Below are 14,971 nucleotides of genomic sequence, written 5' to 3'. Positions count from 1 at the left end.
ACCATGGGGCGCGGGTCGCGCTTTCGGCGCCGCAGTGGACCGCGGGTTGCTCCGTACGAGTGAAGCCCGCGGGGCCGCCGGTGGTTACGGGTGGCCCACCGCGGGCCGGGTCGGCATCGTTGCCCCCGCCCGTTCGACCGACGCCCCCGGAGGACTCCTCATGCTCGGCACAGACTTCAGCATCGGATCGCCCAACTGGCTCGACCTCGGCAGTACCGACACCGAGGCAGCCGCCGCGTTCTACGGCGCCGTCTTCGGCTGGCAGTTCGTCTCCGCAGGACCGGAAGCGGGCGGGTACGGGTTCTTCCAGATCGAGGGGAAGACCGTCGCCGCGCTCGGACCGCTCACCCAGGAGGGCGCGAAGTCCGCCTGGATGATCCACTTCAAGGCCGACGACATCCAGGCCACCGTCTCGGCCGTCACGGCCGGCGGCGGGACCGTCCGGATGGAGCCCATGGACGTCATGGGCGAGGGCCATCTGGCACAGGCCACCGACCCGCAGGGCGCCGAGTTCGCGCTCTGGCAGCCCGGCAAGACCACCGGACTCGATATCGCCTCCGCCCCGAACACACTGCTCTGGGCAGAGCTGCACACCCCCGACCCGCTCGCCGCCATCGCCTTCTACGAGGGCCTGTTCGGCTGGCGCAGCCAGGACATGCAGGCGCCCGGCATGACGTACCGGGTACTGAGCACCAAGGACGGCGACCAGCAGGACGCCTCCTTCGGCGGGGTCGCGCCGATCGGTGGCGGCGAAGGCGAACGGCCCCGCTGGGTGCCCTACTTCCACGCGGAGGACGCCGACGCCACGGCCACGGCGGCCACGGCGAACGGCGGGTCCGTCCTGATGCCGGCGGCGGACGTCCCGGACGTCGGCCGCATCGCCTGGCTCGCGGACCCGTTCGGCGCCGAGTTCGCCCTGCTGAAGCCCGACCCTCGGATGTGACACCCCGGCCCCGGCCGGCAGCCCTCTCGGCGGAGCGGTCAGGCGGCGCGACAGAGCGCCGCCTGACCCGCCGACGCCGTGACGCGGGCCGCGGGTACGGGGCGGGTGGCGCCGACGGAGGCCACGTCCGGCGCGAGGGCGTGGTGGACGGAGACCGCGTCCGACACGGAGTCACAGCGGACGGAGGCCATGTCCGACGCGGAGTCGCGGTGAATCGAGGCCGTTCCCGACGCGAGGTCGCAGCCGACGGAGGCCGCGTCCTGTGCGTGGCCACGTGTGAAGACGACCAGGCGCAGCGCCACGAACCGTGCGACACCGGCGAGCGCGGAGGCGGACAGATAGACGGCCTGCTCGAGCACCGCGCCGGGCGCCGCCACCAGCTGGTGCAGGACGAGCATCGCCGCACAGGTCACCGCGTAGGTGGCCGCGGCGGACCCGGCCGACTGCACATGCTGGCGCCAGGTCGCGTGCCCGCCCGCACCGAAGGTGAAGCGGGCGTGCAGTTCGGTGGCCAGGAGGGTGGAGGCCGCGGTGATCAGGGCATTGGCCGCGCCCCAGGGAATCCAGGCGGCGAGGGCCGCCACGGCGAAGCTGGAGGCGAGCCCCACTCCCCCGCCGCAGAGCACGAAGCGGGCGAAGGCGGTTAAGGCGCCGGGAGCGGCGGCCTGCCGCCGGCTCGGTGCTGTTTCCATGATCCCCACCCCTTTGTCCGTCCGCCCGACCCGCGAGACCCGCCCCGGCGCCGCTTCCCATCATTGTTTCCTACATCGGAAACGCTACGTTGCGTTCATGGATGCAGCAACTCATTAATTGCGAGTCTCCCTTATATTTACAGGTAAGAGGCATGAAATCGTTGCAATGGTTTGACTCTAACGCAACGACCCTCTCTCCATTTGTTGCAATGAGTGAGCCGTGAACGCTACAGTGAGGGGTACAGAGACCGCCGCGAGAAATCACCGAGGAGACCGCGATGCCGGGAGGCAGACTCACCCAGCAGGAACGCCAGCAGATCGCGCTGGGACTGGCCGATAGCCTCCCCTACGCCGAGATCGCCCGGAGCCTGGGCCGTCCCACCTCGACGGTCACACGTGAGGTGATGCGCAACGGCGGTCCCACCGCCTACCGCGCCAATCTGGCCCACCGCGCCACCGAACGCCGCGCCCACCGGCGCAGGACCGCCACCTCTCGCGGGCCGGAGTCGGTTCCCCAGCCGCACGGACGCGACGCCGAGGCCGTGGCCGAGTACGAGGAGACGTTCACCACCGTCCTCATGGGCTCCGGCCTGCCCAAGATCCCGGCCCGGGTGCTGACCTGTCTGTTCACCGCGGACACGGGCAGCCTCACCGCGTCCGAGCTCGCCCAGCGCCTCCAGGTCAGCCCGGCGTCCATCTCCAAGGCCATCACGTTCCTGGAGAGCCAGAGCCTCGTGCGCCGGGAACGCGACGAGGGCCGCCGCGACCGCTACGTCGTCGACGGCGAGCTCTTCTACCAGGCGACGATCGCCAGCGCCCGGGCCAACGACGAACTCGTCAAGACCGCCCGCCAGGGCGTCGCCGTCCTCGGCCGCGACACCCCTGCCGCCGCCCGTCTGGAGAACGTCGCCCGCTTCCTCGACTTCATCAGCGAAAGCATCACCCGCGCCGCCGAACAGGCCCGCGAAGTCCTCCACACCGGCCCTGGAACAACCCCGGACGACACCCCCCGGCCAAGTCCGGACCACGGATAGGCCACCGCCTCCATCCGCCACGGCCACGCGTCCGGGACGGGCGGGAGGCAGGCGGCCACGATTGATCCTGCTCGCGCAAAGGGCCGTTTGCGCGAGTCGCGGTCGGGTGGTGCGCGGGGTCAGGCCCGCAGGTAGGTGAGGACGGCCAGGACCCTGCGGTGGGTCCTGGCCGTCGGAGGCAGGTCCAACTTGGTGAGGATGCTGCCGATGTGCTTGCCGATCGCTGCTTCCGAAACCACCAGCTCCGTGGCGATCGCGCCATTGGACTTGCCTTCGGCGACCAGTGCCAGCACCTCGCGCTCGCGCGGGGTGAGCTGCTCCAGCGGATCGCGCCGACGGCGCAGCAACTGGCGCACCACCTCGGGGTCGATCACCGTCCCGCCGTCCGCCACCTTGTGCAGCGCTTCCACGAATTCCTCGACCTGGCCGACACGGTCCTTGAGCAGATAGCCGACACCCGATCCGTCTCCGGAGTCCAGGAGTTCCGCGGCGTACGTCCGTTGCACGTACTGGCTGAGGACCAGGACCGGCAGTGTGGGGCGCTTCGCGCGCAGCCGCACTGCCGCATGCAGCCCCTCGTCCTGGAAACCGGGCGGCATGCGTACGTCCGTCACCACGATGTCGGGGGCATGCTCCTCGACTGCGGCGACCAGCGCCCGCGCGTCCCCGACGGCTGACACCACCGTGTGACCGCAGCGGCTGAGCAGGCCGATGAGCCCTTCCCGCAGCAGCACGCTGTCTTCGGCCAGCACTACGCGAAGTGATCGGCCGACTTGGTCAACTGGCAAGGAAACTCCACACGCAACAGAGTCGGTCCACCCGGCGGACTGGTGAGGGCAAGTCTGCCATCCAGGACGGACACCCGGTCCGCGAGACCGGTGAGGCCGCTGCCCGCCGAGGCGTCCGCACCGCCGCAGCCGTCGTCGCGTACCTCAAGGAACAGGCGTCCGTCGCGATGACCGCCGCTCACCCGCGCGCGGTCGGCCCCGCTGTGTCTGGCGACGTTGGCCAGCGCCTCGCAGACCACGAAATAAGCCGCGGATTCGACCGCCCGGGCCGGTCGGCCCGGCAGCTGGAGGTCGACGTCGACGGGGACCACGCAGCGATCGGCGGCGTCGGCGACCGCGGCTTGAAGGCCGTAGTCCGTGAGGACCTTGGGGTGGATGCCGTGGATGAGCTCGCGCAGCTCCGCGAGCGCCATGCCCGCCTCCTCGTGGGCCTTGGTGAGCTGGTCGGCGAGCGGGCCGGGCGGGGCATCGAGGCGGGCCAGCCCGAGGGTCATCGTCAGGGCCACAAGGCGCACTTGGGCGCCGTCGTGCAGATCACGCTCGATACGGCGCCGCTCGGCCTCGAACGCCTCGACCAACCGGACGCGGGAGCGGGCCAGTTCGACAACCTCGGCGCCGAGCTCGCCCTCACGGGAAACGATCAGCAGCCGGGCCAGCTCGGCGCGGGCGCCCGCCGCGGCGCCGAGCACGTACGCGCACAGGGCCATCAGGAGCAGGCCCAGCACGGCGACACCGAACGCGGTTGGCCAGGTGGTGACCGTCCACTGCTTGAGCACCTTCGCCTCGCGCCCGTCGCCGACCGTGGCCATCAGCAGCGGGGTGGCGACCATGGACAGCGGGAAGATCAGGGCGACCGTGATCACCAGGGCGTCGACCGGCCACAGCAGCACGGCGAACAACAGAGCGTAACCGAGCTCCCGCCAGGTCGCCTGTTCGCGCAGCCGGGTGGTCAGCCAGGCCCATGGTCCCGGCGCGGCCGGCACCTGGTGCCGGCCGGGCACCGGGTCACGGTCGATCAGGCGCAGCCTGCGCCGCTCCACCTCGGCCACCGGGATCCCGCCGAGGGCGGCCAGGACGAGCAGCGGCAGCCCCACCAGGACGATGGCGAGCGCACCGCAGACCGCGGCCACGGTCACGATCCCCACCAGGACGGCGGCGCCGGTCATCACGCCGGTGAGCAGATACGCGGCTGAGCGCCAGGGCCAGGCCGACAACAGGAAGCCCGGCCGGGACATCGCCTGCCACACATTTCGATGGTGCATGTGCATGACCGTAAGTGGTCTCATCGGCCGGTTCCATCGGCCCGGTATCCGTATCGGGGGTAGGCCTGGCCCTACCCCCGGTCTCGTTCTGGCCTTACTGCGTCACGAGGGGCTTCCGGGGTTTCGTAAAGGCATCGACGAGCCGAGCAGCAGGTGCTGTGGGGGGACACATGACCAACGACGCGATCCGGTTGCGCTCCGTGACCAAGAGGTACAGCTCGGGCGGCACGTCCGTCACCGCCCTCGACCAGGTGTCGCTCGCCTTCCTGAGGGGGACGTTCACCGCCGTGATGGGCCCGTCCGGGTCCGGCAAGTCGACCCTGCTGCAGTGCGCCGCGGGCCTGGACCGGCCCACGTCGGGCTCGGTCGCCATGGGCGACACGGAGCTGACCGGCCTGAGCGAGACCAAGCTGACCCTGCTGCGCCGCGAGCGCATCGGCTTTGTGTTCCAGGCGTTCAACCTGCTGCCTTCGCTGACCGCCGAGCAGAACGTGGCCCTGCCGCTGAGGCTGGCCGGCCGCCGTCCGGGGAAGGCACAGGTGCGCGAGGCGCTTCAGCAGGTCGGACTCGGCGACCGGGCGCGGCACCGGCCCACGGAGATGTCCGGCGGACAGCAGCAGCGGGTCGCCCTGGCCCGCGCCCTGGTCACCCGGCCCGAAGCGCTGTTCGGTGACGAGCCGACCGGCGCGCTGGACTCGCGGACCGGCCGCGAGGTGCTGGCCCTGCTGCGCGGCCTGGTCGACCGGGACGGCCAGACGGTCATCATGGTCACCCACGACCCCGTCGCCGCCTCCTACGCCGACCGCGTCGTCTTCCTTGTCGACGGCCATGTCAACGGCGAGCTGATCGGCTCCTCCGCCGAGGACATCGCGGCGCGCATGACCAAGCTCGAGGCGGCGCCGTGCTGAGCACCACGCTGCGCACCCTGCGCACCCGCTGGGTCACCTTCGTCGGCAGTTTCGTCGCCCTCTCCCTGGGCGTGGCACTGATCGCCGTGATGGGGCTGGCCCTGGCCTCCTCTCTGGACGCACCTGACCGACGGCCGGAGCGGTTCGCCGCCGCCCCGGTGGTGGTCAGGGGCCAGGACACCCTCGAGGTTCCCGCCTCGATCGGCGACCGCGCCCAGAAGCTCGCACAGCCGCGTCCCGTGCCCGACGACGCGGTCGCGAAGCTGCGGCGCCTCGGGGCCGTCGTCGAGGACCGTTCGTTCACCGTTCGGCCCGAGCACGGACCCGCCGATCTGGTGGGCCACCCCTGGTCCACCGCGGCCTTCGCGCCGTACACACTCGACGGGGGACGCGCGCCCGAGGCCGCCGACGAGGTCGTCATCAGCGGTGACTGGGCCCGCCCGGGCACCCGGGTGCGGACCGACGGCGGAACCGTGCGCGTCGTCGGCACCGTGGCCGGGCCGGGCTTCGAGAACGCCGTGTTCACCACCGACGCCCGGGCCGCCGAACTGTCGCCGCGCAGCCTCCAGCTCGTGGTCGACGCCGACGCGGCGGCCGTGCGCGAGGCCCTGCGCGGCACCGAGGGCGTCCAGGTCCTGACCGGGGACGCGCGCCGGTACGCCGATGCCGACCCCGACCGGGACAGTGAGGCACTCACCGCGATGAACGCCATGTTCGGCACGGCCGGCGGCGTCACCGCATTCGTGTCGGTGTTCGTGGTGGCCTCGACCTTCGCGTTCGCGGTGGCCCAGCGGCGCCGCGAGTTCGGACTGCTGCGCACCGCCGGGGCGACCCCGGGGCAGATCCGCCGCATGGTCGTCTCCGAGGCGCTCGTGGTGGGTGTGCTCGCTTCGGCCGCCGGCTGTGTGCTCGGTTCCTACGGAGCTCCGAGGCTCGCCGAGTGGACGGTCGACGAGAGTCTCGCGCCCCGCTGGTTCACCCTCGGCGACTACACCTGGCCCTACCACATGGCCTTCTGCACGGGCCTGTTCGTGGCCCTGTGCGGCGTGCTGGCAGCATCCTGGCAGGCCGGTCGCACCGGTCCCACCGAGGCATTGCGCGAGGCGTCCGTGGACACCCGGGCGATGACGTGGGGCCGCCTGCTGTCCGGCGCGGCTTTGCTGATCACCGCCGCGGTGACGCTGGCCCTGGCCCTGGTGACGGACCCGGGCGACCTGCTGCGGCGCAAGACCTACGTCAGCCGGCCCATGCTGCTGATCACCGCGGGCGCGCTGCTCGCGCCGGTGCTGGTGCGGCCACTGACCAGGCTGATCGGCTGGCTGCCGGCCCAACTGCCGGGCGCAGGCGGGATGCTGGTGCGGGAGAACGCCGCCGCGGGGGTGCGCCGCACCGCCGCCGTCGCGGCGCCCGTGCTGGTCACGGTCGCGCTGGCGGGCTCGCTGCTGGGCGCCACCGCGACCCTCGCCGGGGCGAAGGCCACCGAGGTGCGCGAGCTGACGGCCGCCGACTTCGTCGTCACTCCGGCGGGCGACGCCGGCTTCGACAAGGCGACGCTGAGGCGGCTTCGGGCCGTGTCCGGTGCCGAGGTCTCGGCGAGCTCGTCGAGCGCCGTGTACGTCCTGGAGGACGGCGTGGCGCTCACCAGGTCCGACGCCAGGGCCGTCGAGCCGGGACCGCTCGCGGCGACGGCGCGTCTCCCGCTCGCGGCGGGGAAGGTCAGCGACCTGGACGACGGCTCGATCATCGTCAACGAGGAGTGGGAGAAACACACCGTGGGCCGGCGGGTGGACGTGTGGCTCGGAGACGGCACGAGGAAGTCCTTGAAGATCGCCGCGGTCATGACCGTCGGCACCGGCGACAACGGCGTCTACGTCACCCCGCGCAACGCCCCCGCCGCGCCCGTCGACCGGGTCGACGTACGCCTCGCGGACGGCGCCGACCGGGCCGTCGTGGCCACCGGTCTGCGTCAGGCGGTGCGGGCGTCGGGCGGGCAGGTCCTCACCAGGGACACCTGGGTGCGGGCGACGTACCCCGAGACCAACCGGACGACCCGGACGGGCTTGTTCCTGGTCCTCGGGATCGCTCTCCTCTACACCGGCATCTCGCTGGCCAACACGATGGTCATGGCGACCTCCGACCGGGTCCGCGAGCTGGCTGTGCTGCGGCTGGCCGGCGCTACCGGGTGGCAGGTGCTGCGGCTGGTGGGCGCCGAGGCGCTGATGGTGGTCGCGGTGGGCGGACTACTGGGAGCGCTGGTCGCCGGGATCAACCTGGTGAGCATGTGGAGCGCGCTGGGCCTGCTCTCCGTACAGGCGTCCATCGAGATCCCGTGGGCGGCGCTCGCAGCGGCCCTGGGTACCTGCGCGGTGCTCGCCGTGATCTCGGCGGTCGCTCCGGCCGTCCTCTCCCTGCGCCGCCCGGCGGTGGAGCTCGCGGTCGTACGCGAGTGACCTCCGGCCTGCGTCGGCCTGCCCGGGGGCGAGCCGGACGGGCTCGGTGGTGGACCCCATGTCACCTCGCCCCCAGCGGGCGGCGCGCGGCGGGATCGGTGCCCGGCCGGTGGGTGGCCCAGTAGGCGATGGCGAGCGTGCCGCTGATGCGGAGCGGGGGCGGGACGAGCAGCATCACGAACCTCACGGCGCGGGCGAAGCGCCGCAGTGCGCGTTGCTGCCGCGGGCTCCAGCCGAGGTGGAGCCGGTCGCGCAGGCGGGGTGGCATGGTGCCGACGGTGACCAGCAGCGCGTAGTGGGCGGCGATCCGGGCGAACGGCCGCCAGAGCGGGTCCGGGAGCAGGCGGAACGGCTTGGCGGGGTGGGTGAGTTCGTCGACGACGTCCCGAACGGACTGGTTGTACTCCAGCCGGTTGTCGACCATGTCGTCGTAGTAGGCGCTGAACGCCGCCCAGTCCGGGGGCAGATGGTGGTCCTTGAGGCCCCAGACCCGTCCGACGTCCCGCATCTCGCGGTAGTACTCCTCCGTTTCCTGTGCGGTCATTCCCTTGCCGAACAGGTTCTGTGCGTCGACGGGCCCTTTGACGAGGGTCGCGTGCACCCAGTGATAGGCCTCCGGATCGAGTGCGCGGTAGCGGCGGCCCGCGGAGTCGGTCCCCTTCATTCCGGCGTGCACCCTGATCAGGCGCCGCGCCTCTTCGGTGGCTGCGCGCTGCCCTCCGTAGATCACGATGCTCAGCGAGAACAGGGTGCGCATCAGCCGGGGCCAGGGTTCGGCGCGGAAGTTGCTGTGGTCCTCGACGCCGGCGCCGACGACGGGGTGTGCGACCTGGAGCAGGAGCAGTTGGGGCGCCATGAGCGTGGCGCGGGCGTCCCCGAAATATCGCCAGGCCGTTCCGCCCCGACGCGGTGCCCTCACTGTGGAGGACGTCTCAACTCCCTTGGATTGTACGGGGTTCGGCTGGGTGGGCAGGTGTGGCAGAGGAGCCATGACGCTTCCGTTTCTCCGTTGTGTCCGGAGTATTGACGCGCCCCGTGAAACAAGTCAATAGTTTTTGTATCTTCGACTCATCGACGACCTCCGAGAGCTCGCAGCCATCGCCCCCAGCCCTGCGAAAGGGACTCCTCATGAGTGACAGATGCGTCCATACCGGACCCATACCCAGGGGGCGGGTCGTCCGCACGGGAAACGCGGAGCCGTCCTGTTCGTCCCGTGCACCCTGGCCCACGGGCACCTTCGCGTCCAGGCGGGACGGCGACGAGGGACGGGTTCGGTCACGCTCAAGAAACCATGAGACACGCCGCACTTCTTGGTAACCCACCCGGAACCCGGAGGACCCCATGGGCACTCGACTCACCCTGGAGCAGGCCGACTTCGTCGCCGCCGTCCGCGACTTCGCCAAGCGCGAATGCGGCACGCGTGAACAGCGCGACGCACTGACCGGGCACGGCCGTGATCCGCACAACGCCGACGTCTACGCCAGGCTCGCCGACTTCGGCTGGCTCGGTGTGTGCCTGCCGGAGGAGTACGGAGGGGCGGGCGGCGGACTGGCCGACGCCTGCCTCTTCCTGGAGGAGACGTCCTACGGAATGGTCCCCGCGGGCGGTTTCACCACCACCGTGATCACCGCCAAGGCGTACGAGCGGTTCGGTACCGAGCGGCAGAAGGCCGAGGTGCTCGCCGGCGCCGTGCGGGGCGCGGTCCTCTCCATCGCGATGTCGGAGCCGGCGGCGGGCTCCGACGTGGGCGCGCTGAGCTGCCGGGCGCGACGAGGACCGGACGGCGACTGGCTGATCGACGGGCAGAAGACCTGGATCTCCAACGCCCATCTGGCCGACAGCATCCTGCTCGTGGCGCGCACCGGCGCGGCCAAGCACGCCGGCCTGACCATGTTCCACGTTCCCGCCGGCACGCCCGGGATGGAGATCCGGGGCATCGGCACCATGGGCGGCAGGGAGGTCAACGACGTCTTCCTCAGCGGCGTGCGACTGCCCGCGGACGCCGTCGTCGGCGAGGTCGACAACGGCTGGCGGCAGCTCATGGCCGGACTGAACCACGAGCGGCTCTTCCTCGCCGCCAACATGCTCGGCCTGGCCCGCCGGGCCTTCGACGACGCCGTCGCCTACGTCCGTGAGCGCGAACAGTTCGGCCGGCCCGTCGGCTCGTTCCAGGCGCTGCGGCACCGGATCGCCGACCTCGCCACCGAGATCGAGTGCACCCGGCTGCTGGTCCGGGAGGTGGCCGCGGACTGCGACGCCGAACCGGACCGGCTCTTCCCCCGCGAGGCGTCCATGGCCAAACTCAAGGCCACCGAGACCGCGAAGCGGGCCGCCCTCGAGGGCATGCAGATGATGGGCGGCTACGGCTACTCCACCGAGTACGACATGGAACGCCATCTGCGGGCGGCGGTCGTCTCCACCGTCTACGGCGGGACGAGCGAGATCCAGCGGGACGTGATCGGCAAGAGCTACGGACTCTGACGGACGATCCGCCCGGCGTCCGGAGTGTCAGTGGCGCGCTGTACGTTGCGGCCATGGGTGTCTATCTGGTCAGTGTCTGCGCGGAGGACTGGTCTACCGAGGGCGAGGACGGGTGGGGGGACATCGCCACGGCGCTGAACGACGAGCTGCGGCAGCAGGGGCTGCCGCCCTACGAGTCCGTACCCGAGGCGGCGGATTTCGTTCGCGGTTCGGGGCAGGCCTTCGAGGAGAAGATGAGTCCTTCGATGGACGGGTTCGTGGCGCTGTGCCGGGCTCACCTGTCCCGCGAGGACGAGGAGACCATCTGCGGCTGGACCGTACTGGTGCCGTTCCCGCTCGACGAGACGATCCGGCTGCCCCTCGGCTCCGGCTACACGGAGGCGTCGACCGTGGTCGCCGGCGCTCCCCAGGTACTGGCGATAGCCGAAAGGCTGGCGGCGGCCGTCGGCCTCCCGGCCGAGACACCACACATGTGCGACAACCTCGATCTGACCATGTGGTTCAGGGAAGGAGCCGCGGAGCGACTGGCCGCCGCCCGGCCGGGCCCCTGGAGCGATGACCTGGACGCGGCCTTCTACGTCGCCGTGTTTCTGCGCGCCGCCCAGCACTCGTTGCGGCGCGGCTGCCCCATGACCTACTCCTGACCTCTGCGCAGCGTTCCTCCACCCGCACGACGTGCGGGCCCTTGGCGATGGTCACGGCGTCCCGGAAGGCCCGGGCCACGGCTCGCGCACCGTACTCACAGCTTCTCGACGGCCGTGAGCAGGCGGTCCACGGCCTCGTCGACCGTGGAGCGGGGGCAGCCCAGGTTCACCCGCATGTAGCCGTGGCCCTCGGTCCCGAACTTCTGCCCCTTGTCCAGCCACAACCGGGCCCTGGTGAGCATGAACCTGTCCAGCGACTCGGCGTCCATCCCCAGTCCCCGGCAGTCCAGCCACGCCAGATACAGGGAGTCGGCCGGCAGGACCCGCACCTTGGAGGTCGCGGAGTTGACCGCCTGGGCGAAGTGCGCGTGATTGCCGCGCAGATAGGTGAGCAACTCCTCCAGCCACGGCTCACCGTGCGCGTAGGCCGCCTCGGCCGCGACCATGCCCAGCACGTTGACCAGCGGGAACACATTGCGGTCGTACTGGCGCTCCAGCTCTGCCCGCAGCCTGGGATCCGGCACGAGGACGTTGGCGCTCTGGAGACCGGGAAGGTTGAACGTCTTGCTGGGAGACGTGCAGGTGATGCTGTTGCGTGCGAACTCCTCGCCGAGCGAGGCGAACGGAATGTGTCTGCGGTCCGGGTTGAGGACGAGGTCCTGGTGGACCTCGTCGGAGATGACCAGGACGTCATGCCGGGCGCAGATCTCGCCCATGGTCCGCAGCTCGCCCTCGGTCCACACGTTCCCGGTCGGGTTGTGCGGATGGCTGAGGATGAACAGCCTGGTGTCGGGACGGATGGCGGCCTCGAACACCCGGGCGTCGAACCGGTAGCCGTCATCGGTCCGCCGCAGCGGCGCGAACGCGAGGTGACGGCCGTTCAACAGGACGTCCTCATGGAAATGTACGTAGACCGGGGGCTGGATGAGGACCGAGTCGCCCGGTGCGGAGAACGCCTGCACGACCGTCTTGAGCGTGGTGATGATCCCCGCGGTCTGCACCACCCACTCCCGGGGCACCTCCCAGCCGAACCGCTTGGCCTGCCAGCCGGTCACGGCGTCGAGGTAGCTGTCGGTCGCGCCCCCCGGATAACCGAAGACGCCGTGGTCCACGGCCTCGTGGAGCGCGTCGATCACCGCCTGGGGTGCCTTGAAGTCGGTGTCCGCGACCCACATGGGCAGCGGGTCGGCCGCGATCTCGTCGGGCGTCAGGAACTCGTGGGCACGGGCCCACTTCATGGAGTTGCTGCTCCTTCGGTCGACGACGACGTCGAAGATCGACCCTGTACCGGCCGCGGGGGTGCTCGGGGCTGTTCGCTCACGTCCGTACGGGCTGGTGTCAGGTGCCATGGCTGGATGCTAACCAAGGCGAGCGGCTCGTCGGACGACGCGCCACGACCCGCCACCCGCGCCCGGACACGGTCGCGGCCCCCGGCCCGCGAAGCCGGAACGGAGGCCGCCACCAGGGTGAAGTCACCGCCAGGTGCGCAGCGCCCGCACCGTGCCGGGACCGGTCCCACCGCGACCTCCGGGAGTCACTCGCTCACCGAGTAGGAGTGGGCACCCGTTCCGGCCAGCGCGCCGCCGTCGACGATCAGGTATTCGTCGCGGATCGGCCGGCCCGCGAACCAGCACTCCAGGATCTCCCGGGTGCCGGCCGCGTAGCGTGCCTGCGCGGAGAGGGAGGAACCTGAGATGTGCGGGGTCATGCCGTGGTGCGGCATCGTTCGCCAGGGGTGGTCGGCGGGGGCCGGCTGCGGGTACCAGACGTCGCCCGCGTAGCCCGCCAACCGGCCGCCGCGCAGAGCACGGTCGACGGCGTCCCGGTCGACGATCCTCGCCCGGGCGGTGTTGATGAGGTACGCGCCGCGCTTCATCGTGGCGAGCAGATCGTCGCCGAACAGACCCTCGGTCTCCGGGTGGAGCGGTGCGTTGACGGTGACGACGTCGCAGTGGGGCACCATGTCGGCCGCGCTCTCGTGGAAGACCAGGCCCAGTTCCGTCTCCACTTCGCGCGGCAGCCTGTGCCGGTCGGTGTAGTGCAACGTCACGTCGAAGGGCGCGAGGCGGCGCAGGACCGCGAGCCCGATACGGCCGGCGGCGACCGTGCCGACGTGCATGCCCTCCAGGTCGTACGAGCGGGCCACGCAGTCGGCGATGTTCCAGCCGCCGTCGAGGACGACCTGGTGGGAGGGAAGGTAGTTGCGTACGAGGGACAGCGTCGTCATCACCACGTGTTCGGCGACGCTGACGCTGTTGCTGAAGGTCACCTCGGCCACCGTCATGCCGTGGGCGACGGCGGCATCGAGATCGACGTGGTCGGAGCCGATGCCCGCGGTGACGGCGAGCTTGAGGTTCTTGGCGGCGGCGATGCGCTCCGGTGTGAGGTACGCCGGCCAGAACGGCTGGGAGATCACGACGTCCGCGTCGGCGAGCTCACGGTCGAAGACCGAGCCGTCGCCGTCCTTGTCGGAGGTGACGACGAGGGTGTGACCGGCTTTCTCCAGGAAGCCGCGCAGGCCGAGTTCACCGGAGACGCTGCCCAGCAGATGACCGGGGATGAAGTCGATCGCCTCGGGGGTCGGAGCGGTCTGGCCACCGGGGTAGCCGGCGATCGCGGGGACGCCGTCGCGGGCGTACTCGGTGGGGTATCCGTCGGTGGGGTCGTCGTACAGGACGCAGAGCACCTTGGCCATGTCGCGGCTCCTCAACTGGCATACAGGAAGGTGAAGTTCACGATCCCTGGCCTCGAACGGCCTGGTCAAAGCGATCCTCGCTATACCCGTATAGGCGGCGGCTATCAGGGGTGTCCGCCGAGGTAGGTACGCAGGAGTGCGTCCAGGGCACCCCGCACCCCCGCCTCGCGGGCCACCGCCAGCAGCGCTCCGGCGAGCACGGACGGTGGTTCGTCGGGGCCGACGACCAGGCCCACGCGCGGGCCGTGCGCGGGACCTTCCAGCGGCACCACCCGCATCCCGTCCGGCACACCGAACATGTGCAGCCACGCGTGCGAGATCACGCTGGACCAGCGTCCGCCGGGCAGGTGCGCGTACAGCCCGGCGACGGTGTCCGACTCGATCGCGGGAGCGGCCGTGGTTCCTTCGGCCGCGAAGCACTCGTCGATGATGCGGCGGTTGCGCATCCGGGACCCGAGCAGACACAGCGGGAGGTTCGCGGCCTGCGCCCAGCGGACGGTGGACAGCCCCGCGACCGGGCTGTCGACGGGAGTGAGCAGGACGTAGCGCTCCTCGTACAGCGGCAGCCGACCCAGGCCGGCCAGAGCCTCGTCGTCGAGATAGGTCATGGCCGCGTCCAGTTCGAACTCCGTCAGACCGTGTCTGATCTCCGCGGAGGACAGGGACTCGATGCTCACCCTGGCGAGCGGATGACTCTCGCAGAACGGGTTCGTCAGCAAAGACGCGGTGGGCAGCGCCGTCGGGATGACGCCCAGCCGCAGGGTGCCCGTCAGCCCGTCCCGCAGGGCCGACAGCTCCTGCCGCAGACCGTCACGTTCGGCGAGGATGCGGTGCGCCCACGCGAGCACCACCTCGCCCTCCGGGGTGAGGCCCTCATACTTGCGGCCCCGGCGCACGATCGGGACGCCCAGCTCGTGTTCGAGTCGGCGGATCGCGGCGGACAGCGACGGCTGGGAGACGAAGCAGGCCGCCGCCGCGCGGACGAAGTGACGCTCGCGGGCGAGCGCGACCAGGTATTCCAACTGACGCAGCAGCATGCGCGCCCCCTCAGGGTTCCGGTGCGCCGACGTACAG

At 71.0% G+C, this 14,971-nt stretch carries 12 protein-coding genes and 1 pseudogene; 6 read left to right on the top strand and 7 right to left on the bottom strand.

Annotation, left to right across the window (positions count from 1 at the left end):
* The first annotated feature begins 160 nt into the window (after positions 1-160).
* Complete coding sequence (locus OG485_RS41595) at positions 161-943, top strand: VOC family protein (RefSeq protein WP_328674039.1); 783 nt, start codon at positions 161-163, stop codon at positions 941-943.
* A gap of 245 nt (positions 944-1,188) precedes the next feature.
* Here OG485_RS41595 and OG485_RS41590 read toward each other — a convergent pair.
* Positions 1,189-1,635, bottom strand: a pseudogene (locus OG485_RS41590) (hypothetical protein); the annotation flags it as partial.
* A gap of 278 nt (positions 1,636-1,913) precedes the next feature.
* On the opposite strand from OG485_RS41590, the gene OG485_RS44160 reads away from it, so the two are divergent.
* Positions 1,914-2,669, top strand: coding sequence for a helix-turn-helix domain-containing protein (locus tag OG485_RS44160; protein ID WP_443048879.1), 756 nt, complete (start codon positions 1,914-1,916; stop codon positions 2,667-2,669).
* Positions 2,670-2,788: 119 nt separating this feature from the next.
* Here the strand turns inward: OG485_RS44160 and OG485_RS41575 are convergent, their stop codons facing one another.
* Together OG485_RS41575 and OG485_RS41570 are read right to left on the bottom strand one after the other, a co-directional pair.
* Positions 2,789-3,421 carry a response regulator transcription factor gene (locus tag OG485_RS41575; RefSeq protein ID WP_328674038.1) on the bottom strand — a complete coding sequence of 211 codons (633 nt, stop codon included), beginning with the start codon at positions 3,419-3,421 and terminating at the stop codon, positions 2,789-2,791.
* Positions 3,421-4,692 carry a sensor histidine kinase gene (locus OG485_RS41570; protein WP_328674842.1) on the bottom strand — a complete coding sequence of 424 codons (1,272 nt, stop codon included), beginning with the start codon at positions 4,690-4,692 and terminating at the stop codon, positions 3,421-3,423. Before OG485_RS41570 ends, OG485_RS41575 begins: the two co-directional genes overlap by 1 nt.
* 197 nt (positions 4,693-4,889) lie before the next feature.
* On the opposite strand from OG485_RS41570, the gene OG485_RS41565 reads away from it, so the two are divergent.
* The gene (locus OG485_RS41565) at positions 4,890-5,627 is read left to right on the top strand and encodes an ABC transporter ATP-binding protein (protein ID WP_328674037.1); all 738 of its coding nucleotides are present in this window, start codon (positions 4,890-4,892) and stop codon (positions 5,625-5,627) included.
* Positions 5,621-8,077 carry an ABC transporter permease gene (locus OG485_RS41560; RefSeq protein WP_328674036.1) on the top strand — a complete coding sequence of 819 codons (2,457 nt, stop codon included), beginning with the start codon at positions 5,621-5,623 and terminating at the stop codon, positions 8,075-8,077. The genes OG485_RS41565 and OG485_RS41560 overlap by 7 nt, the downstream gene beginning before the upstream one ends.
* Before the next feature lie 61 nt (positions 8,078-8,138).
* On the opposite strand, the gene OG485_RS41555 is transcribed toward OG485_RS41560, so the two are convergent.
* The gene (locus OG485_RS41555; protein ID WP_328674035.1) at positions 8,139-8,996 is read right to left on the bottom strand and encodes an oxygenase MpaB family protein; all 858 of its coding nucleotides are present in this window, start codon (positions 8,994-8,996) and stop codon (positions 8,139-8,141) included.
* A gap of 422 nt (positions 8,997-9,418) precedes the next feature.
* Between OG485_RS41555 and OG485_RS41550 the strand changes: the two genes are divergently transcribed.
* Positions 9,419-10,558 (top strand): acyl-CoA dehydrogenase family protein, encoded by a 1,140-nt coding sequence (locus OG485_RS41550; protein WP_328674034.1) that lies wholly within the window; start codon positions 9,419-9,421, stop codon positions 10,556-10,558.
* 53 nt (positions 10,559-10,611) lie between these two features.
* On the top strand, positions 10,612-11,202 hold the full coding sequence (locus tag OG485_RS41545) for a hypothetical protein (RefSeq protein WP_328674033.1): 591 nt from the start codon (positions 10,612-10,614) through the stop codon (positions 11,200-11,202).
* Positions 11,203-11,297: 95 nt separating this feature from the next.
* Here OG485_RS41545 and OG485_RS41540 read toward each other — a convergent pair whose 3' ends face one another.
* The 3 genes from OG485_RS41540 to OG485_RS41530 form a co-directional block, all read right to left on the bottom strand.
* Positions 11,298-12,551 (bottom strand): MalY/PatB family protein, encoded by a 1,254-nt coding sequence (locus OG485_RS41540; RefSeq protein ID WP_328674032.1) that lies wholly within the window; start codon positions 12,549-12,551, stop codon positions 11,298-11,300.
* Between the two features lie 185 nt (positions 12,552-12,736).
* Positions 12,737-13,897: an NAD-dependent formate dehydrogenase gene (locus OG485_RS41535; protein WP_328674031.1), complete on the bottom strand. Its 1,161-nt coding sequence runs from the start codon at positions 13,895-13,897 to the stop codon at positions 12,737-12,739.
* Between the two features lie 104 nt (positions 13,898-14,001).
* Positions 14,002-14,934 (bottom strand): LysR family transcriptional regulator, encoded by a 933-nt coding sequence (locus OG485_RS41530; protein ID WP_328674030.1) that lies wholly within the window; start codon positions 14,932-14,934, stop codon positions 14,002-14,004.
* Between the last annotated feature and the right edge of the window lie 37 nt (positions 14,935-14,971).

Origin of the sequence: Streptomyces sp. NBC_00328 (genome assembly GCF_036139655.1) — a bacterium.
Classification (GTDB): domain Bacteria; phylum Actinomycetota; class Actinomycetes; order Streptomycetales; family Streptomycetaceae; genus Streptomyces.
Note: the sequence above shows the minus strand (reverse complement) of the source record. Positions and strands in the feature narration are given on the sequence as shown.